We start from the raw sequence: 19740 nt of genomic DNA on the forward strand, positions 1-19740 counted from the left end.
GGCCAACCAGGGCCAGCAGACAGATCCAGATCCGCAACATAGTTATGACTCCAGTTTGAATTTGAGCGTGATGACTTGCACCAGCTTGTCGGTAGCGCCCGGTCTCGGCTGATAGCGCCACTTGTTGATCGCCTGAATGGCCGCCCGCTCGAACTGACGCTTGGGCTTGGCCTCGACCACTTCCACATCTTGCACGCCACCTTCGGCATTCACGCTAAAGCGCAGGGTGACGAATCCTTCGATCCCTGACTGCTGGGCACGATAGGGGTAGACCGGCTCGATCCGTTGCAGCGGCATCAGCATGTCACCTGCGCCGATACCCGCTCCCTGCTGCTGGCCGTGGTAGTTGCCACTCAATACCGGTGCGGTACTGGTCGCCACACCAGGGGCATAGACCTGCACCGCGCTGAGGCTGGAGACCAGATCCAGACTCGGCTCAACGGCCGCCAAGGGGGCCGCTGCAGGCATCGGCAGCGGTGTGGAGGCCAATGCGGCAGGGGGCTCTGGCAGAGGTTCGGGTTCCTGCGGCACCGGACGCTCGCGCACCTGCACCTCGGTCACCTCGTTCTGCATATTGATGACGATGGGCTTCTGTTCGCTCGCCACCTTCTCGCCCCGGGGCGGTTCAACCAGCGTGGCCATAAACAGCAGGATGCCCAGACTGAGGGCAATCCCCAGCCCCAGGCTCATCAGCTTGTATTTCATTTTGGCGCCACCGCCACGGCGATATTGGCGATACCCGCCGCCTTGGCCTCATCCATCACCCGCACCACCTTGCCGTGGGGCACCCGCTCATCGGCCTGGATCACCAGACTGGCATCGGGCTGCTCCGCCAGCAGGCGGGCGATGGTGGCCTGTACCCGCTCCACATCGATCTGCTTGCGGTCGAGGAAGATCTGACCCTGAGCCCCAATCGCCAGCATGATGCTGGAGGATTTCTGCGCCTTGGCCTGACTGGCCTGGGGTCTGTGCACCTCGAGTCCGGCTTCACGCACGAAGGAGGTGGTGACAATAAAGAAGATCAGCATGATGAACACGATATCCAGCATGGGGGTCATGTCGATCTGCACTTCGTCACGCTGGCGTTTGGATTGCCGTCTCATTGCATTACCTTCTCTTCTCGCAGGCCGTCCCGGGTCTTGGCCAGCGCACGCTTGGCCTGACTCTCGAGCCGACTGAGTAACAACACGCCGGAGAGCGCCACCACCATGCCCGCCATGGTGGGGATAGTGGCGCGGGAGATCCCGCCCGCCATGCTCTCCGGGTTAAAGCGGTTGGCCGCAGCCAACGCATCGAATACGCCGATCATGCCGGTCACAGTGCCCAGCAGCCCCAGCATGGGGCAGAGCACCACCAGGGTGCGGATGAAGATCAGATGACGGTTCAGTTCCAGCTCCGCCTGTGCCAGCCAGCGGCTGCGGATCGCTCGGGCGTGCCAGCTGTGGCGCTCGCTGCGGGCCTTCCAGCGGCCGAGCAGCTGTTGCTGCAAGGGGCCAAAACCCAGATTGAGGTAGAGCAACCGCTCGATCATCAAAATCCACATCAGCACCAGCAGGGCCAGAATGACCCAGAGCACCGGGCCGCCACGGCCCATGAAGCTCTGCAGCTGTTGCCAGATGTCGAGCATCATGCTGCTCGCTCCATCCCGCCGTTATTGCTCTCGGCGCGCTCGGCCAGAATGCCGGCTACCTGCTGCTCCAGTACATTGGAGAGCTCGGTGAAGCGCGATTGCAGCAGGCTGTGGGCCAGGATCAGCGGAATGGCCGCCACCAGACCCTGTACCGTGGTAACCAGCGCCATGGAGATGCCGCCCGCCATGATCTTGGGATCGCCGGTACCAAACTGGGTGATCGCCTGGAAGGTGCCGATCATCCCGGTTACGGTACCGAGCAGACCCAGCATGGGGGCGATGGCCGCGATCACCTTGACCATGCCGATGCCGCGCTCCATGCGAGGAGTCTCCTGCAGGATCGCCTCATCAAGACGCAGCTCGAGGGTCTCCATGCTCAGCTCGGGGTGTTTGTCCGCCACCGTCAGCACCCGGCCGAGGGCGTTGTCGGCGTGATACTCGCCGCTCTTGAGCTGGCGGCGCACCCGACCCAGTTCGCGGGAGAGGCTCCACAGCCGTACCGCTGCGATCCCCAAGCCGATGGCAGCCAGCAGCACGATAATGGCGCCAACCTGACCACCCTGTTGTACCTGCTGCCAGAAGGTGGGCGCCTGTGCCAGCATCGCCAGCAGAGTGCCATGAGAAGGATCCAGCGGCAGCACTTCCCCTTCCTGACCCTGATAAGCCGCAACGGCAGAGAGCACGCTACCGGGCAGACCCAGTACCGGGCTCAAGCCTTCGGCGGTCGGTTGCAGGAAGCCTTCGCTCCCCAGCAGGGCAAAACTGCCAACCCGGGTCAGCGACTGCTCGCTGGCAGCCCCCTGGGCATCGAGCACCTTGCCGTTGAACTGAGCAATCCGGCCAGATTCGCGGATCTCCTGCAGCAGCGTGGCGGGCAGCAGGGCGAGGGCGGCGCGATCCGGCACCTGTTTATCATGTGCCATGGTTTTCAGCGGGGCGAGACGCTCCGGGTACTGGCCCTCGACGGCGGATTCGCTCAGCAGCTTGACCGCATCGCTGGCGCCCTGACGGGTGACCGCGAAGATCTCGTTCATGTCGCCGGAGGCTTGCTCCCACTGGGCGTTAAGCTCGACCAGCTGCTTCTCGTTGCTGGCGAACTTGCCAGCCAGCTCCTTGCTCAGGCGCTGGGCCTCGGCCAGTCTGGCACGGGCAGTGCCGAGCTCCTTGGCAACGGTCGCCAGATCTTGCTGAGCCTGCTGTTCACGAGCCTGTTCCTGCTGCTGCCACTCATCGGCGACAGCGGCGTTGGTACCGCAGGAGAGGGCAATAAGGAGGGGGAACCACTTCATGGTGACTCTCATGATTGGGCCTCCTGACTGCGGCTGACAGAGAGGGGGACATTGAGCAACTGGGGAACTTTCTTGTCGGCGGCCACATCCATCGCCTCGGCGATAGGGGAGAGCCACTGGCTATCGAGGGCTTGCCACTGCTTCGCCTCGGCAGACCAGCGCCATGCCTGACTGCGATCGGCCGTCATTGCCAGCAGGGAGACCCGACCCAGCGCCAGCACATCGACCCGACGCGGAGCACCATCCAGCTCCAGCTCGGCGGAATAGCTGTCCATCCGGCTGCCGTACTCGGCTTCGATCTGATAGGCCTGCAGCAGCTGACGGAATTTCTCTGCCTCGCTAACGTCTGCGCGAGCCAGGGTCGCTTTCAACTGTTCAACCCGCGCCAGCCGATCTTCCTTGCGCAGCGGGATGTCATTTTGCACCAGCTGTTCCAGATCTGCCTGCATCTGCAACATCAGCGGGATCAAGCCCTGACGGGTCTCTTGCACCGCTTCCAGCTGCTGGCTCAATTTACCCAGCTCATTTTGCTGATCGGCCACCAGAGATTGCATGTAGCGGTTGTAGGCTTCGAGGTCACGCAGTTGCAGCTGGGCGTTTTGCAGCTCCAGTCGTGCGGCAACGGCGGCATCGGCGGCTTTTTCCACTCGCTGCTGGGAGGCTTTCCCGGCAGCTATGCTGTTCTTGAGGGCGGGAGCAACCAGCTCATCCCCGATGGCAGCAAAGTGGACTGACAGTGGCAGCAGGGCCACACCCCATAATTTGTTCATTGAAATACATCTTACTAATGATAACTATTATCATTATCTCAAATGCAGGGCGGACTGGCAACGAGAGGATTTTCTTGGCCTTTATGCACAAAAACAGGATAATTTTTAAGCACGCACGGAATAAGTGGCGCCAATAGCCACCGCACAAATATAAATAACGATAAAAAATCTTTTCGATCAGTGTGATAGAGATCGAAAAAGGAGAAAGTAATGCTCAACGATGCGATCTGGGAACATATCGACAAGTTCACCAAGGCAACAAAAACCAGCGATATCCAGCAACTGCTGGAGCGCTTCAGTCATCAAATGGGCTTTGATTACTTTCGGCTGCTGATTATTTTCCCCATCAGCATGCAAAAATCCCACGTGGCACTGTTCAACAACTGTCCGACCACCTGGTTTGACGCCTATAGCGAAAACCAGTATCTGACCCAGGATCCGGTGGTCTATCTGGGGCTGAAACAGACCCAGCCGATCTTCTGGAACAAGCTCGACTGCGACTCGCCCTGGCTGCCCAGCGCCAGCCGCGACGTGATGAACCTGGCCGCCGATTTCGGGGTACGCAATGGCGTCTCCTTTCCGCTGCACACCCCGCAGGGGGAGCACGGCATCCTCTCATTCATCACCAAGGAGAAATCCAACTCCGATCTGATGTTTGAAAATGTTCCGCTGCTGTCGTTCTGCGCCAGCTACATCTTCAACTCCGCACTGCAACTGATCAAAAGCAGACCGGATATGATGAAATACCTGACCGAACTGTCGGATCGGGAGAAGGAGTGCCTGTTCTGGGCCAGCGAGGGCAAGACCTCCTGGGAGATCGCCACCATCCTCGGCATCAGTGAGCGGACAGTCAACTTTCACCTGACCCAGGTGACCAACAAGACCGACTCAAAGAACCGCAGTCAGGCCATCGCCAAAGGGATCACCAGCGGCATCATAGTGCCCTCCCTCGACGAGGTCACCATCACCAACCTGCGGCTGTCGTAACCCCTCAGCAGCAACAAAAAGAGCCGCAATTGCGGCTCTTTTTTATTTCAGAAAGTGACTTATCAAAAGTGACTTACTCAACGGTCACCGATTTTGCCAGGTTGCGCGGCTGGTCGACGTCAGTGCCCTTGATCAGGGCGACGTGGTAGGAGAGCAGCTGCAGCGGCACGGTATAGACGATGGGGGCGATCACCTCTTCCACATGGTTGAGGTTCATGACCCGCATGGTCTCGTCGCTCTTGAAGCCGGTATCGGCATCGGCGAACACGTAGAGGATACCGCCACGGGCGCGCACCTCTTCCACGTTGGACTTGAGCTTTTCCAGCAGATCGTTGTTCGGCGCCACCACAATGATGGGCATCTCGGCATCGATCAGCGCCAGCGGGCCATGCTTCAGTTCACCAGCGGCGTAGGCTTCGGCGTGGATGTATGATATCTCTTTGAGCTTGAGCGCCCCTTCCATGGCGATGGGGTACTGGCTGCCACGGCCGAGGAACAGGCTGTGCTGCTTGTCGGCAAACTCTTCGGCCAGGGTTTCGATATCCTTGGCCAGCGCCAGACTCTCTTTAATACGCAGCGGCAGGGCTTGCAGCGCCTTGACCAGTTCAGCCTCGGCGGCGGCGCTCAGGTGGCCACGGCAGTGACCGACCGAGGCCACCAGCATCAGCAGGCCAGCCAGCTGGGTGGTGAACGCCTTGGTGGAGGCCACTCCAATTTCTGCCCCCGCGCGAGTCATAAAGGCCAAATCCGATTCACGCACCAGCGAGGAGCCCGGCACGTTGCAGATAGCCAGCGAGCTCATGTAGCCGGATTCCTTGGCCAGACGCAGCGCCGCCAGGGTATCGGCGGTCTCACCACTCTGGGAGAGGGTCACCAGCAGGCTGTTGGGACGCACTACCGATTTGCGATAGCGGAACTCGGAGGCGATCTCTACATCACAGGAGACGCCAGCGATCTCTTCGAACCAGTAGCGAGCCACCATGCCGGAGTGGTAGGAGGTGCCGCAGGCGACGATCTGCACGTGCTCGACCTTGTCAAAGATGGCGCGCGCACCGTTACCGAACGATTCGACCACCACGTGATCGCTGCCCAGACGCCCTTCCAGGGTGTTGGTGATCGCTTTGGGTTGCTCGTGGATCTCTTTGAGCATGTAGTGACGGTATTCACCCTTGTCACCGGCATCGTGGGAGAGTTCGGACTCCTGCTCTTCGCGCACCACGGCGTTGCCGTTGGTATCGAAGATGTGCACGTCGCGGCGGGTCACTTCGGCCACATCACCCTCTTCCAGGAAGATGAAACGGCGGGTCACCGGCAGCAGCGCCATCTGGTCGGAGGCGATAAAGTTCTCGCCGATACCGCGGCCGATCACCAGCGGTGAACCGGAGCGGGCCACCACCACGCGGCTGTCGTCGCGGCTGTCCATCACCACGGTACCGTAGGCACCGCGCAGCTGCTTCACCGCAGTCTGCATGGCGGCCAGCAGGCTGCCGGCGCTCTTCAGCTCATGATGGACCAGATGGGCAATCACCTCGGTATCAGTGTCGGAGCTGAACACATAACCCAGCGCCTTCAACTCTTCCCGCAGATCTTCGTGGTTCTCGATGATGCCGTTGTGTACCACCACGATATGCTCGGAGACGTGGGGGTGGGCATTGCGCTCGGAAGGCTCGCCGTGAGTGGCCCAGCGGGTATGAGCGATGCCGGTACCACCATGGACGGACTGCTCGTCGAGCGCCTTGGCCAGCTCGGCCACCTTGCCCAGACGGCGAACCCGCTGCAACGGCTGGTTGGCGCTGAACACGGCCACACCGGCTGAGTCATAACCGCGGTACTCCAGACGGCGCAGGCCCTCTACCAGAATTTCAGCCACATCACGTTGGGCAACAGCCCCGACGATGCCACACATACACTTCTCCTTGAGATGCAAATCGTAAAGTCAGTTGGATGGTTCAGAGCTCGATGTCAGCAAGTGACCGGGGCGCAGATAAGCGTCACCCCCTGGGCTTGAATCTGTTCTCTGGCCTCGCTGGCCAGCCCCTCGTCGGTCACCAGGGTATGGATGCTCGACCAGGGAAGTTCGAGATTGGGGATCTTGCGGCCGATCTTTTCCGACTCGACCATCACAATCACCTCCCGCGACACCTCGGCCATCACCCGCGACAGGCCCACCAGCTCGTTGAACGTGGTGGTGCCACGCTCCGGATCGATGCCATCGGCACCGATAAAGAGCTGGTCGAAGTCGTAAGATCGCAACACCTGTTCCGCCACCTGACCCTGAAAAGATTCGGAGTGAGGGTCCCAAGTGCCACCGGTCATTAACAGGGTAGGCTCATTTTCCAGCTCGCGCAGGGCACCGGCCACATTGAGGGAGTTGGTCATCACGATGAGGCCGCGCTTGTTGCCCAGCATGGGGATCATGGCGCTGGTGGTGCTGCCGCTGTCGATGATGACGCGGTTGTGATCACGCAGCCGCTCGGCCGCCGCACGGGCAATGGCTAACTTTCGGTTCGAAACTTGTTCGGGATTGGCCTCGACCACCATCTCGCTCGGCAAAGGGACTGCACCACCGTAACGGCGCAGCAGCAGACCACCGGTCTCCAGTACCGCCAGATCTTTACGGATAGTCACTTCGGAGGTAGAAAAGTGTTTGGCGAGGGCGTCGACGCTCACTTCACCCTGCTCTTGTACCAGGGTCACTATGGTGTGTCGGCGTTGTTGAGTATTACGTTTGGTCATTTTTAAGTTTCGATTCGAAAGAACATCGAAATATTAGCCCCTTTTTCGGAAAAATAAAACAGCAAATAGGATCCGATTTGGTTCGATGCCAGAATGGGGTGCCAATTTGCGACGAGGATGCCATGCAAAAGAGAGTCATCTGGCTGGTGGAGGATGAGGCCAGCATCGCCGACACCCTGATTTACGCCCTGCAGACCGATGGGTTCGAGGTGGAGTGGTTCATGCTGGGCCAGCAGTTGCTGACACGACTGGAACAGACGCGACCCGACTTCCTGATCCTCGATGTGGGGCTGCCCGACATCAGCGGCTTCGAACTCTGCAAGCAGGTGAGGGCGCTGACCGATATTCCCCTGATGTTCCTCACCGCCCGCAGCGAGGAGATAGACCGGCTGATCGGGCTGGAGATCGGTGCCGACGACTATGTGGCCAAACCCTTCTCGCCACGGGAAGTGTGTGCCCGGGTGCGGGTCATCCTGCGCCGCAGCCAACCCGTCGCTCCCCAACCCAGCGCCCTGCTGGTACTGGATGAGGAGCGGGCCCGCATCCATTTTCGCGGCCAATCGCTGGCCCTCACCCGCTACGAATATCTGCTGCTCAAGACCCTGATGCAGGCGCCGGGCCGGGTCTACTCCCGCCAGCAGCTGATGGATCTGGTGTGGCAGGATGCGGAGGAGAGTCTGGATCGCACCGTCGATACCCACATCAAGACCATCCGCGCCAAGCTGCGCGAACATGATCCCGAGGCCAACCTGATCCTCACCCACCGCGGGCTGGGCTACAGCTTGGAGCTGGCATGAGACTCGGACTGCAACTGCTGTGCGGCCTGCTGCTGATCTTCGCGCTGGCCGCCTGGTTCGTGCTGGAAATCTTCGTCGAGGAGATCAAACCCGGGGTGCGCAGCGCCACCGAGGATACTCTGGTAGACATGACCCAGCTGCTGGCGCCGCTGGCGCTCGATGATCTGAAAGAGGGCAATATGATGAACGGGCGGTTGGCCAGCGCCTTCGCCCGCCTCAACCAGAATCCCATCAATGCGATGATCGATGGCCACCTCAAGCAGCAGGCGGAGTACCGCATCTATGTCACTGACCAGAAGGGCATGGTGATTTACGACTCCGACGGCACGGATCTGGGCAAAGACTATTCCCGCTGGAACGATGTCTACCGCACTCTGCGCGGCCAGTATGGCGCCCGCAGCACCCGCACCGATCCCGACGATGCCGCCAGTTCGACCATGTATGTGGCGGCGCCGCTGCGGGAAGGGGCCGAGATCATCGGCTCCCTCACCGTCGCCAAACCCAACCGCACCCTGATGCCCGCCATTGAGCGGGGGGAACAGGAGCTGCTGCGGGCCGGCGGCCAGATGCTGCTCATCTCGCTGCTGATCGGCAGCCTGCTGGTGTGGTGGCTAAACCGCGCCATCGGCAAGCTGGTACACTACGCCGACTCGGTCAGCAAGGGGGAGGCGGCACCGCTGCCACAGCTGCACACCGTCGAGCTGGATCGGCTCGGCCGCTCACTGGAGACCATGCGCCACCAGCTCGATGGCAAAAGCTACATCGAAGCCTATGTGCACAGCCTGACCCACGAGCTGAAGAGCCCGCTGGCCGCCATTCGCGGGGCGGGGGAGATTTTGGCCGAAACGCCGCCCCCCGAGGTTGCCAAACGCTTTATCGGCAACATCAATCTGGAAACTGCACGCATGCAGCAGCTGATCGAGCGAATGCTGCAACTGGCGCGGCTGGAGTCGGGGCAGGGGCTGGATCGCCAGTCGGTGGAACCGGCAAAACTGGGCAAGCGCACCCTCGATGCCCGCCAGATCATCGCCCAGCGCCGTCAGGTCGAGTTGGTGGCCGAGCTGACCAGCGCGCCGAAACAGAAGTGGGATCCACTGCTGGTGGAGCAGGCCATCGGCAACCTGTTGGATAACGCCATCGACTTCTCTCCCGCCAACGGGCTGGTCACCCTAAGCGGCAGCCAGCAGGAGGAGGGCTACTGTTTTCGGGTCACCGACTGCGGCCCCGGCATTCCCGACTACGCCCTGCCGCGCATCTTCGAGCGCTTCTACTCCCTGCCGCGCCCCGACAAGGGCAAGAGCAGTGGTCTGGGGCTCAGCTTCGCCCATGAGGTGGCCCACCAGCATGGCGGTCGTCTGACCCTGAGCAACCGGCCAGAGGGAGGCGCGCTGGCGGAACTCTGGCTGCCGTTCGCCTAGTCCCCCCGCAACTTCACATTCCCCACACAAAGCGGCATTAGACTGCCGCTTTATCTCATCCATTTGCTCAAGGAAATGCTATGTCCCGCCTGCTTCTCTCCAGCCTGCTGGCTGCCGGTCTGCTCGCAGCCCTGCCTGCCTCCGCCGCCAGCGGCTGCTTTCTCTATGCTGACGGCAACGGCCAGACACTCTCCAGCGAAGGGGACTGCTCCAGCCAGCTACCGCCCGCGTCCACCTTCAAGATCCCGCTGGCGCTGATGGGTTACGACAGTGGCTATCTGGTGGATGAAGAGCATCCGGCACTGCCTTACAAACCGAGCTATGACGGCTGGCTGCCCGCCTGGCGCGAAACCACTACCCCGCGCCGCTGGGAAACCTACTCGGTGGTCTGGTTTTCCCAGCAGCTCACCGAATGGCTGGGGATGGAGCGCTTCCAGCAATATGTCGACCGCTTCGACTACGGCAATCGGGATCTCTCCGGTAATCCGGGCAAACATGACGGCCTGACCCAGGCCTGGCTCAGCTCCAGCCTCGCCATCAGTCCGGAGGAGCAGGCCCGCTTCCTCGGCAAGATGCTCAGCGGCAAGCTGCCGGTCTCGGCGCAGACCCTGCAGTACACCGCCAATATCCTCAAGGTGAGCGAGATCGACGGCTGGCAGATCCACGGCAAAACCGGCATGGGCTACCCGAAGAAGCTGGATGGCAGCCTCAACCGCGATCAGCAGATCGGCTGGTTCGTCGGCTGGGCCAGCAAACCGGGCAAACAGCTGATCTTCGTCCATACCGTGGTGCAAAAACCCGGCAAGCAGTTCGCCTCCCTCAAGGCAAAAGAGGAGGTGCTGGCCGCCCTGCCTGCACAACTTAAAAAGCAGTGAGCTCGCTTCCCGCCAGATAAACCCCGATAACCACGGTCAGCCCACCAGCGATGGGCTGACCGCCATTCGTAAACGAGACAAACATGAAATTATTTCTATTGCTGCTCTGGCTTCCGGCCAGCATGGCGCTTGCTGCCTGTGATCTCTCCGACCGCCTGACGCGGCAGGGAGAAGTCATCCATGATCGGCTCAACCAACTAGAATGGCAGGCGTGCAGCCTCGGCAGCCAGTGGCTGGAGGGGAAAGGGTGCGTGGGCACACCGGCCCTGCTGACACTGCTTGAAGCAAAGGATGAAGCAGCCCGCCTTGGCGAGGGGTGGCGACTCCCCACCATCGAGGAGCTCTTCACCCTGCTCGACGAAGATTGCCGGGCGCCGATGACAGACCCGCGCTTCTTCTCCGATATCCATGACAACGGGGAAAATTCAGCCCCCTACTGGACCTCCAGCTCCATTGAGGAGATGCCGGAACTGGTCTATTACATCGACTTTATGCACGGACTCATCGACGGCCACACCGATCGTTTCGCCCAAGCCGCCCGACTGGTGCGCTCCCGCCCCTGAACAATCCCGCGGCGCCTGATGGCGCCGTTTTTCAACAGTTCACCGCCACTTCACACAAGCCCATCACCACTTCACGCCGGACTGACAGACTCACTCCATCCAACAAGGAGACGTGTCATGGTCAAACAGATATTCACCCACAAGATATTTCTGCTGCTGTTGCTCAGCCTGCTGTTGATGGTGCCAGTGCAATCCATCATGGAGCTGAACCGGGAGCGTCAGGCTTACCGCAGTCAGGCCATTCACAGCATCATGGCCAGCAGCAGCGGCCCGCAACGACTGATGGGGCCCATTATCGTGCAGCCCTATACCCGTTCGGTGACGGTCGAGCAGGAGGGCAAGCGCTTCGTCCGTCAGGAGCAGCTCTACCGCTACCTGCTGCCGGAGCAGTTGGATATCAAGGCCAACATGGAGGTCACCCCGCGCAAGCTGGGCATCTATCAGGCGCAGGTCTACCAGACCCGCATCACCCTATCCGGCCGCCTGCCCACCCGGCAGAGTTTGCTGAATGACGCGACCTCACCGCTCGGTGAAACGGCCGAGCTGGTGGCGGGCAAACCCTACCTGAGCCTGGTGCTCTCCGATGCCCGCGGTATCAACAGCGTGCCCGAACTGCAACTCGGCACACAGCGGATCCCGTTTGCCCCCGGCGCCCGCCTCGGTGATGCGCTGGCGGGTATCCATGCCCCACTCGACAGCCTGCCGCAGCAGGATGGCACCTTCCATCTGGAGCTCAATCTACAGGGGATGAACGCCCTCGACATAGTCCCGCTGGGCAAGGAGAGCACCCTGCAGCTGGCGGGCAACTGGCCCCACCCCAACTTTATCGGTGACTTTCTGCCGGGCAGTCGCACCCTGAGCCCGCAAGGGTTTGAGGCCAACTGGCAAACCAGCTGGTTCGCCAGCGACATGGAGACCCGCTTCAACCGGATGATGAACGGTGGCGATAGCAATCTCTCCACCTTCAGCGTCAGTCTGGTGCAGCCGGTGGATCACTATCAGCTCAACGAACGGGCAGCCAAATATGCCCTGCTGTTTATCGGCCTCACCTTTATCAGCTTCTTCATGTTCGAGCTGCTCAAGGGGCTGAGGGTTCACCCGATCCAGTACGCGCTGGTAGGGATGGGGCTGGCCATTTTCTATCTAGTGCTGCTGGCGCTGACCGAACACCTCGGTTTTGGCTGGGCCTATCTGGTGGCCGCGCTGGCTAGCGTGCTGCTCAACGGCTTCTATCTAAGCCATGTGCTGGGCGGCCCGAAACAGGGGATCGGCTTCGCATCGCTGCTCGGGCTGGTCTATGCCATCCTCTACAGCTTGCTGCAAGCCGAAGAGATTGCTCTGCTGCTCGGGGCCCTGCTCCTGTTCGCCACCCTGGCGCTGATCATGATGCTGACCCGCAAGCTCGACTGGTATCAGGTGATGGACTACAGCGCACCCGCGACCACATGGGCGGCCCCCCAGTCATCGACCAGTGACACCAACCATCAGTCATAAGCCAAAAAAAACCGGCGCCATGAGGCGCCGGTTCTATTTTATTGATCGGGCATCACTTCTTCTTGACCGGACGAGCCCAGTTTTTGATGTGACGCTGGGGCACCCGGGTGATCACCAACTCGTTCTCGGCCACATCCTTGGTGATGGTGGAACCCGCCCCCAGGGTTGCACCCTTGCCGATGCGCACCGGCGCCACCAGCTGGGTATCGGAACCGACAAACACATCATCCTCGATGATGGTCTGGAACTTGTTCACGCCGTCGTAGTTGCAGGTGATGGTACCGGCACCAATATTCACCTTGGCACCCACCTCGGCATCCCCCAGATAGGTGAGGTGACCACACTTGGAACCAACCCCCAGACGGGCCTTCTTCATCTCGACGAAGTTGCCGACGTGGGCATCCTGCTCCAGCACGGCACCCGGGCGCAGACGGGCAAACGGGCCGACCGAACATTGATCCGCCACCTGAGCCCCTTCAACGATGGAGTAGGGCTTCACCTCGGTGTGATCGCCAATGACGCAATCCTTCAGCACGGCACCGGCACCGATACGGACGTGGTTGCCGAGGGTTACCTTGCCTTCGATGATGACGTTGACGTCGATCACCACCTCTTCACCGATCTCGAGGGTTCCGCGTAGATCGAAGCGGGCCGGGTCGATCAGGGTAGCGCCGGCGATCATCAGCTTCTCGGCCTGCATCTGCTGGTAGCTGCGCTCAAGGGCTGCCAGCTGGACCCGGTTGTTGGCCCCTTCCACCTCGGCGGCACGCTCCGGATGGACCGTCGCGATCGGGCAGCCATCGCCGTGCGCCATGGCGATCACATCGGTCAGGTAGAACTCGCCCTGGGCATTCTTGTTGTCCAGACGGGAGAGCCAGCTGCGCAGCTGGCCGCCGTTGGCCACCAGCACGCCGGTGTTCACTTCGCGGATGGTCAGTTGCTCGGCGTTGGCATCTTTCTGCTCGACGATGCCGACCACCTGACCGTTTTCACGGACAATGCGGCCATAGCCGGTGGGGTTGTCCAGCACCACGGTCAGCAGTGCCATGCCATCGCTTGCCTTGGCAGCCAGCAGTCGTTGCAGAGTCTCTGGCTGGATCAGCGGGGTATCGCCGTACAGCACCAGCACGTCGTCTTCATCCTTCCAGAACGGGATGGCCTGGGCGACCGCATGACCTGTCCCCAACTGCTGAGCTTGCAGCACCCAGTTCACATCGGCCGCAACGATCCGCTCTTTCAGCAGCTCGGCACCGTGGCCATAAACCAGATGCAACTGCTCGGCACCGACCTGACGGGCGGTATCGATCACATGGGAGACCATGGGTTTGTTGGCTACCGGGTGGAGTACCTTGGGCAGGGAAGAGCGCATACGGGTACCTTTACCCGCCGCCAGGATCACGACGTTGAGAGACATGACTTCGACCTTGAACTTGTGTGGAAATACTCGGCGGAGTCTATCGAACGGGTAAAAAAAAAGCGACCCGAAGGTCGCTTTTTACATCACCGTTATTAGCGGTAATTCTTTTTGACGATATCGATGACTCGCAGTTGAGCCATCGCCTTGGCCAGCTCGGTGGCGGCCTGGGCGTAGTCGATATCACCATGGGAGCTGTGGATCCGCTCTTCGGCTGCGCGCTTGGCTTCCTGGGCTTTCGCCTCATCCAAGTCGTCAGCACGAATCGCGGTGTCCGCCAGCACGGTCACGGATTCAGGTTGTACTTCCAGCATACCGCCGGAGATGTACAGCACCTCTTCAGTTCCGTTCTGCTTCACCAAGCGGACCAGGCCCGGCTTGATGGCAGTCAGCAACGGAGCATGACCGTGGCGGAGACCCAACTCACCTTCGGAGCCTGATACCTGAGCGGATTGCACGCGACCGGAAAAAAGTTTTCCTTCGGCACTCACCACGTCCAGGTGAAAGGAGATCATCTCTGCCATGGGCCCTCCTGTCGAGGCTTACAGTTTCTTGGATTTCTCAACGACTTCGTCGATACCGCCAACCATGTAGAACGCCTGCTCGGGCAGATCGTCATACTCGCCTTTCAGGATGCCCTGGAAACCACGAATGGTCTCTTTCAGCGGCACGTATTTACCCGGAGAACCGGTAAACACTTCTGCTACGAAGAACGGCTGGGACAGGAAACGCTCGATCTTACGGGCACGGGCTACGGTCAGTTTGTCTTCTTCTGACAGTTCATCCATACCCAGGATGGCGATGATGTCCTTCAGCTCTTTGTAGCGCTGCAGTACGGTCTGAACGCCACGAGCGGTCTCGTAGTGCTCTTTGCCAACCACCAGCGGATCCAGCTGACGAGAGGTAGAGTCCAGCGGGTCAACGGCCGGGTAGATACCCAGTGCCGCGATTTGACGGGACAGTACGACGGTCGCATCCAGGTGGGCGAAGGTGGTCGCCGGAGACGGGTCGGTCAAGTCATCCGCAGGCACGTAAACGGCCTGTACGGAGGTGATGGAACCGGTCTTGGTGGAGGTGATACGTTCTTGCAGAACACCCATCTCCTCGGCCAGGGTCGGCTGGTAACCTACTGCGGAAGGCATACGGCCCAGCAGTGCGGATACTTCGGTACCGGCCAGGGTGTAACGGTAGATGTTGTCCACGAAGAACAGCACGTCACGACCCTCGTCACGGAACTTCTCGGCCATGGTCAGGCCGGTCAGCGCAACACGCAGACGGTTTCCGGGCGGCTCGTTCATCTGACCGTAAACCAGAGATACTTTGTCCAGTACGTTGGACTCCATCATCTCGTGGTAGAAGTCGTTACCCTCACGAGTACGCTCACCTACACCGGCGAACACAGAGTAACCACTGTGCTCGATCGCGATGTTACGGATCAGCTCCATCATGTTTACGGTTTTGCCTACACCTGCACCACCGAACAGACCAACTTTACCACCCTTGGCGAACGGGCATACCAGGTCGATAACCTTGATGCCAGTCTCCAGCAGATCGTTGCTGTTGGACTGATCTTCGTAGCTGGGGGCAGCGCGGTGGATAGACCAGCACTCTTCTTCACCGATCGGACCTTTTTCGTCGATTGGCTCGCCCAGTACGTTCATGATCCGACCCAGAGTCGCAGTACCGACCGGAACCTGGATGGATTTACCGCTATTCACTACTTCCAACCCACGACGCAGACCGTCGGAGGAGCCCATGGTGATGCAACGAACGACGCCGCCACCGATCTGTTGCTGGACTTCCAGCACCAGACCCTGGCCTTGACCTTCGCTAACGACCTTTAGTGCATCGTACACCTGGGGCACGGCATTCTGCGGGAACTCGATGTCCACCACAGCGCCGATGATTTGGACGATGAAACCGTTACTCATGTCAAATCCTCTAAACCTTTGATAACCCTTGCCTTACACTGCTGCAGCACCGGATACGATCTCTGTCAGCTCCTGGGTAATACTGGCCTGACGGGCCTTGTTGTATACCAGTTGCAGATCGTTAATCAGGTTATTGGCGTTGTCAGTCGCGGCTTGCATGGCAACCATTCGGGCTGCCTGTTCACTTGCCAAGTTTTCCACTACCCCCTGGTACACCTGGGATTCGACATAGCGAACCAGCAGGGTATCCAGCAACTTCTTGGGATCCGGCTCATAGAGGTAATCCCAGTGGTGTTTCTTGGCGAGCTTGCTGTCTTCCGTTACGGGCAAAGGCAGCAGTTGATCGACCCGTGGTTGCTGCACCATGGTGTTAACGAACTTGTTGTACACCAGATACAGCTTGTCAATCTCACCGTTGTCGTAAGCCTTCAGCATGACCTTGACTGAACCAATCAGGTCATTGACGCTCGGATTATCGCCCAGTCCTGCGACATGAGCTTTCACCTTGGCGCCGTGCCGTTCAAAGAAGGTGGAGGCCTTGCTACCGATCAGAGCCGTGTCTATTTTGGCTCCTTTCACACTCCACTGCTTCATATCATTGAGGGCAGCCTTGAACAGGTTGATGTTCAAACCGCCACACAGGCCACGGTCGGTGGAGACGACGATGTAACCCACTCGCTTGACCTCACGTTCGATGAGGTAGGGGTGCTTGTATTCCAAGTTTCCCTGGGCGATATGGCCGATCACCTTGCGCATGGTTTCAGCGTACGGACGGCTGGCAGACATGCGATCTTGCGCACGGCGCATCTTGCTTGCTGCCACCATTTCCATAGCACCGGTGATCTTCTGAGTGCTTTTCACACTCCCGATCTTGTTACGTATCTCTTTTGCGCCGGCCATCTCTTACTCTCCATCAGGTGGCAGCTCGCGCTGCCACACACGCTTACCAGGTCTGGGTTGCCTTGAAGTCATCCAGCAACGCAGTCAGCTTGCCAACGATCTCGTCGTTGTAGTCTGCCTTGGCATTGATGTCAGCCATCAGCGAACCATGCTGGGTATTGGCGTAAGAGAGCAGAGCAGCTTCGAAGTCGACGATCTTGTTCAGCTCGACATCGGAGAGATAGCCTTTCTCGGCGGCGAACAGCACCAGTGATTGCTGGGCGACATTCATCGGCGAGTACTGCTTCTGCTTCATCAACTCGGTCACTTTCACACCGTGATCAAGCTGCTTGCGAGTCGCTTCGTCCAGATCGGAAGAGAACTGGGCAAATGCCGCCAGTTCGCGATACTGGGCCAACGCGGTACGGATACCACCGGACAGCTTCTTGACGATCTTGGTCTGAGCAGCACCACCCACACGGGATACGGAGATACCCGGATCAACCGCCGGACGAATACCGGAGTTGAACAGCTGTGAAGTCAGGAAGATCTGACCATCGGTGATGGAGATCACGTTGGTCGGAACGAACGCAGATACGTCACCCGCCTGGGTTTCGATGATCGGCAGCGCGGTCAGAGAGCCGGTCTTGCCTTTCACTTCACCCTTGGTGAACTTCTCTACGTACTCGGCGTTAACGCGAGCAGCACGCTCCAGCAGACGGGAGTGCAGATAGAAAACGTCACCCGGGTAGGCTTCACGTCCTGGCGGACGGCGCAGCAGCAGGGAGATCTGGCGATAAGCTACGGCCTGCTTGGACAGGTCATCATAGATGATCAGCGCGTCTTCACCGCGGTCACGGAAGTACTCACCCATGGAGCAACCGGCATACGGAGCCAGGTACTGCAGGGCAGCAGCTTCGGAGGCAGAGGCAACGACCACGATGGTGTTGGCCAGGGCGCCGTGCTCTTCCAGCTTGCGCACCACGTTGGCGATGGTGGAGGCCTTCTGGCCAATCGCAACGTAGACACACTTAATGCCGGAATCTTTCTGGTTGATGATGGTGTCGATCGCGATGGCGGTCTTACCAACCTGACGGTCACCGATGATCAGCTCACGCTGGCCACGACCGATTGGGATCATGGCATCGATGGCTTTCAGACCGGTCTGGACCGGCTGGTCAACAGACTTACGCTCGATAACGCCCGGTGCGATCACTTCGATCGGCGAGAAGCCGTCGTTGTCGATCGGACCTTTACCGTCGATCGGCTGACCCAGGGTGTTCAACACCCGGCCCAACAGACCACGACCTACAGGCACTTCCAGAATACGGCCAGTACCTTTTACTTTCATTCCTTCTGACAGACCGTCATAGGAACCCATAATCACCGCACCGACGGAGTCACGCTCCAGGTTCAATGCCAGAGCGTAGCGGTTGCCCGGCAGCTCGATCATCTCACCCTGCATGGCATCAGCCAGGCCGTGAATACGAATGATACCGTCGCTCACAGAGACGATAGTACCTTCGTTACGCGCTTCGCTCTTTACATCAAACTGCGCAATGCGCTGCTTGATCAGCTCGGCGATTTCAGTGGAATTCAGTTGCATGCTCTAATACCCCAATCAAGATTGCAGCGCGTCAGCCATGCGATCCAGCTTACCGCGGACTGTGCCGTCGATTACCAGATCACCGGCCTTGATGAGCACCCCGGCCATCAAGGACGCATCGATGCTGCAATTCAGCTTCACTTTGCGCGCGAGACGTTGTTCCAGAGAAGCCTGAATATTGGCTTTCTGCTGGTCGGTCAGTTCGATCGCCGAAATCACGTCAGCCTGAACCTCTTTATCCAGTTCAGCTTTGAACGCGACAAATTCAGCAACGACCGCCGGCAGCACACCCAAGCGACCATTCTCGGCCATCACCCGGATCAGGTTCTGGCCATGCACGTCGAGTTGCTCACCGCAGACACCGACAAACAGCGTTGCCAGCTCTTCGGCGGCCACAGAGCCGTTTACCAGGTTGTGCATGGTCTCGTTTTCCACTACTTGCGCAGCGAAACCGAGCATACCCAGCCACTGGTCAACCGCCTTGTGCTCAACGGCAAACTCGAAAGCAGCCTTGGCGTAGGGGCGAGCGATTGTAGTCAGTTCAGACATAGCCCCGTTCCCGTTACAGTTCTGCTACCAGTTTGTCGACGATGTCGCTGTTGGCAGCCTGGTCGATTTGACGCGCCAGGATCTTCTCTGCACCAGCAATGGCAAGAGCAGCAACCTGCTTACGCAGTTCTTCTTTGGCACGATGACGTTCAGCTTCGATCTCGGCACGGCCCTGAGCCAGGATTTTTTCCCGCTCAGACTGGGCACCAGCGGCAGCTTCATCAATGATCTGGGCTTTACGTTTGTTAGCCTGCTCAATGATTTCAGCAGCCTGCAGCTTGGCTTCTTTCAGCTGATCGGTGGCATTGGCCTTGGCCAAATCCAGATCTTTCTTGGCACGTTCGGCAGAAGAGAGACCGTCAGCAATAGCTTTCTGACGGGCTTCGATGGCTGCAATCAGCGGCGGCCATACAAACTTCATGCAGCACCAGACAAAAATAATGAAAGCAATTGTCTGGCCAAGGAGGGTGGCGTTGATACTCACAACCAAGACCTCTCTATGTGAAATTTAAAAAGAAAGTGACAACAACCGCATCACTTATCAGGCTGCAACACCGAAGATCAGGTACAGAGCCATACCAACCACGATCATCGGGATAGCATCAACCAGACCCATTACGATGAAGAAGTTGGTACGCAGGATAGGCATCAGGTCAGGCTGGCGAGCAGCACCTTCCAGGAACTTGCCACCCAGCAGAGAGATACCGATAGCAGCACCGACAGCGGCCATACCCAGCATGATTGCAGCGGCGAAGTAAATCATTTCCATCTTTATATTCTCCAAACTAGAGCGAGTAAACGT

22 protein-coding genes (1 of these 22 cut by a window edge) are annotated in these 19740 nt (G+C 59.3%); 6 read left to right on the plus strand and 16 right to left on the minus strand.

Annotation, left to right across the window (positions count from 1 at the left end; all coding sequences use genetic code 11):
- The 6 genes in view from ACTG1K_RS02690 to ACTG1K_RS02715 are tightly spaced (at most 2 nt apart) and all read right to left on the minus strand, a layout consistent with a single transcriptional unit that may run on beyond the window.
- Positions 1-40, minus strand: partial view of a hypothetical protein gene (locus ACTG1K_RS02690; RefSeq protein WP_252656614.1) — the start only. The gene continues 1139 nt to the left of window position 1, outside the view; the window shows 40 of its 1179 coding nt (coding positions 1-40); it begins with the start codon at positions 38-40; its stop codon lies beyond the left edge, outside the window.
- A 2-nt stretch (positions 41-42) separates the two neighbouring features.
- Positions 43-705, minus strand: coding sequence for an energy transducer TonB (locus tag ACTG1K_RS02695; RefSeq protein WP_005339371.1), 663 nt, complete (start codon positions 703-705; stop codon positions 43-45).
- Positions 702-1103, minus strand: a complete 402-nt coding sequence (locus tag ACTG1K_RS02700; protein ID WP_005339369.1) for an ExbD/TolR family protein — start codon at positions 1101-1103, stop codon at positions 702-704. The genes ACTG1K_RS02695 and ACTG1K_RS02700 overlap by 4 nt, the downstream gene beginning before the upstream one ends.
- Complete coding sequence (locus tag ACTG1K_RS02705) at positions 1100-1630, minus strand: MotA/TolQ/ExbB proton channel family protein (RefSeq protein ID WP_440004780.1); 531 nt, start codon at positions 1628-1630, stop codon at positions 1100-1102. Before ACTG1K_RS02705 ends, ACTG1K_RS02700 begins: the two co-directional genes overlap by 4 nt.
- Positions 1627-2931, minus strand: a complete 1305-nt coding sequence (locus ACTG1K_RS02710; protein ID WP_429192106.1) for a MotA/TolQ/ExbB proton channel family protein — start codon at positions 2929-2931, stop codon at positions 1627-1629. Before ACTG1K_RS02710 ends, ACTG1K_RS02705 begins: the two co-directional genes overlap by 4 nt.
- Complete coding sequence (locus tag ACTG1K_RS02715; RefSeq protein ID WP_005357258.1) at positions 2928-3689, minus strand: DUF3450 domain-containing protein; 762 nt, start codon at positions 3687-3689, stop codon at positions 2928-2930. The genes ACTG1K_RS02710 and ACTG1K_RS02715 overlap by 4 nt, the downstream gene beginning before the upstream one ends.
- 210 nt (positions 3690-3899) lie before the next feature.
- On the opposite strand from ACTG1K_RS02715, the gene ACTG1K_RS02720 reads away from it, so the two are divergent.
- On the plus strand, positions 3900-4676 hold the full coding sequence (locus ACTG1K_RS02720; RefSeq protein ID WP_005357256.1) for a helix-turn-helix transcriptional regulator: 777 nt from the start codon (positions 3900-3902) through the stop codon (positions 4674-4676).
- A 73-nt stretch (positions 4677-4749) separates the two neighbouring features.
- Here ACTG1K_RS02720 and glmS read toward each other — a convergent pair whose 3' ends face one another.
- Both glmS and ACTG1K_RS02730 read right to left on the minus strand, forming a co-directional pair.
- Entirely contained in the window at positions 4750-6582 is a 1833-nt protein-coding gene (gene glmS, locus ACTG1K_RS02725; RefSeq protein WP_144716048.1) for a glutamine--fructose-6-phosphate transaminase (isomerizing), read from the minus strand.
- Between the two features lie 56 nt (positions 6583-6638).
- Positions 6639-7412, minus strand: a complete 774-nt coding sequence (locus ACTG1K_RS02730; RefSeq protein WP_005339356.1) for a DeoR/GlpR family DNA-binding transcription regulator — start codon at positions 7410-7412, stop codon at positions 6639-6641.
- 122 nt (positions 7413-7534) lie between these two features.
- Between ACTG1K_RS02730 and blrA the strand changes: the two genes are divergently transcribed.
- The 5 genes from blrA to creD all read left to right on the plus strand — a co-directional run bounded on the left by blrA (position 7535) and on the right by creD (position 12559).
- The gene (gene blrA / locus ACTG1K_RS02735) at positions 7535-8209 is read left to right on the plus strand and encodes a beta-lactam response regulator transcription factor BlrA (protein WP_144716047.1); all 675 of its coding nucleotides are present in this window, start codon (positions 7535-7537) and stop codon (positions 8207-8209) included.
- On the plus strand, positions 8206-9627 hold the full coding sequence (gene blrB / locus ACTG1K_RS02740) for a beta-lactam sensor histidine kinase BlrB (RefSeq protein WP_440004781.1): 1422 nt from the start codon (positions 8206-8208) through the stop codon (positions 9625-9627). The genes blrA and blrB overlap by 4 nt, the downstream gene beginning before the upstream one ends.
- A gap of 80 nt (positions 9628-9707) precedes the next feature.
- Complete coding sequence (gene blaOXA, locus ACTG1K_RS02745) at positions 9708-10502, plus strand: OXA-12 family class D beta-lactamase (RefSeq protein ID WP_111900863.1); 795 nt, start codon at positions 9708-9710, stop codon at positions 10500-10502.
- An 83-nt stretch (positions 10503-10585) separates the two neighbouring features.
- A complete protein-coding gene (locus tag ACTG1K_RS02750; RefSeq protein WP_421285194.1) occupies positions 10586-11065 on the plus strand; it encodes a DUF1566 domain-containing protein in 480 nt (159 codons plus the stop codon).
- A gap of 117 nt (positions 11066-11182) precedes the next feature.
- Positions 11183-12559: a cell envelope integrity protein CreD gene (creD, locus tag ACTG1K_RS02755; protein ID WP_440004782.1), complete on the plus strand. Its 1377-nt coding sequence runs from the start codon at positions 11183-11185 to the stop codon at positions 12557-12559.
- Positions 12560-12611: 52 nt separating this feature from the next.
- Here the strand turns inward: creD and glmU are convergent, their stop codons facing one another.
- The 8 genes from glmU to atpE form a co-directional block, all read right to left on the minus strand.
- Positions 12612-13973 (minus strand): bifunctional UDP-N-acetylglucosamine diphosphorylase/glucosamine-1-phosphate N-acetyltransferase GlmU, encoded by a 1362-nt coding sequence (glmU, locus tag ACTG1K_RS02760; protein ID WP_425856365.1) that lies wholly within the window; start codon positions 13971-13973, stop codon positions 12612-12614.
- A 95-nt stretch (positions 13974-14068) separates the two neighbouring features.
- Positions 14069-14497: a F0F1 ATP synthase subunit epsilon gene (locus ACTG1K_RS02765; protein WP_005339345.1), complete on the minus strand. Its 429-nt coding sequence runs from the start codon at positions 14495-14497 to the stop codon at positions 14069-14071.
- An 18-nt stretch (positions 14498-14515) separates the two neighbouring features.
- Positions 14516-15904, minus strand: a complete 1389-nt coding sequence (atpD, locus tag ACTG1K_RS02770) for a F0F1 ATP synthase subunit beta (protein ID WP_005339344.1) — start codon at positions 15902-15904, stop codon at positions 14516-14518.
- Between the two features lie 33 nt (positions 15905-15937).
- Complete coding sequence (gene atpG / locus ACTG1K_RS02775) at positions 15938-16804, minus strand: F0F1 ATP synthase subunit gamma (RefSeq protein ID WP_440004783.1); 867 nt, start codon at positions 16802-16804, stop codon at positions 15938-15940.
- Positions 16805-16847: 43 nt separating this feature from the next.
- Complete coding sequence (gene atpA, locus ACTG1K_RS02780; RefSeq protein ID WP_440004784.1) at positions 16848-18389, minus strand: F0F1 ATP synthase subunit alpha; 1542 nt, start codon at positions 18387-18389, stop codon at positions 16848-16850.
- A gap of 15 nt (positions 18390-18404) precedes the next feature.
- Positions 18405-18938: a F0F1 ATP synthase subunit delta gene (atpH, locus tag ACTG1K_RS02785; protein ID WP_005339341.1), complete on the minus strand. Its 534-nt coding sequence runs from the start codon at positions 18936-18938 to the stop codon at positions 18405-18407.
- Positions 18939-18951: 13 nt separating this feature from the next.
- A complete protein-coding gene (gene atpF, locus ACTG1K_RS02790) occupies positions 18952-19422 on the minus strand; it encodes a F0F1 ATP synthase subunit B (RefSeq protein WP_440004785.1) in 471 nt (156 codons plus the stop codon).
- A 57-nt stretch (positions 19423-19479) separates the two neighbouring features.
- Entirely contained in the window at positions 19480-19707 is a 228-nt protein-coding gene (gene atpE / locus ACTG1K_RS02795; RefSeq protein WP_370881544.1) for a F0F1 ATP synthase subunit C, read from the minus strand.
- Between the last annotated feature and the right edge of the window lie 33 nt (positions 19708-19740).

The organism is Aeromonas sp. 102P (genome assembly GCF_051920345.1).
Classification (GTDB): domain Bacteria; phylum Pseudomonadota; class Gammaproteobacteria; order Enterobacterales; family Aeromonadaceae; genus Aeromonas; species Aeromonas veronii.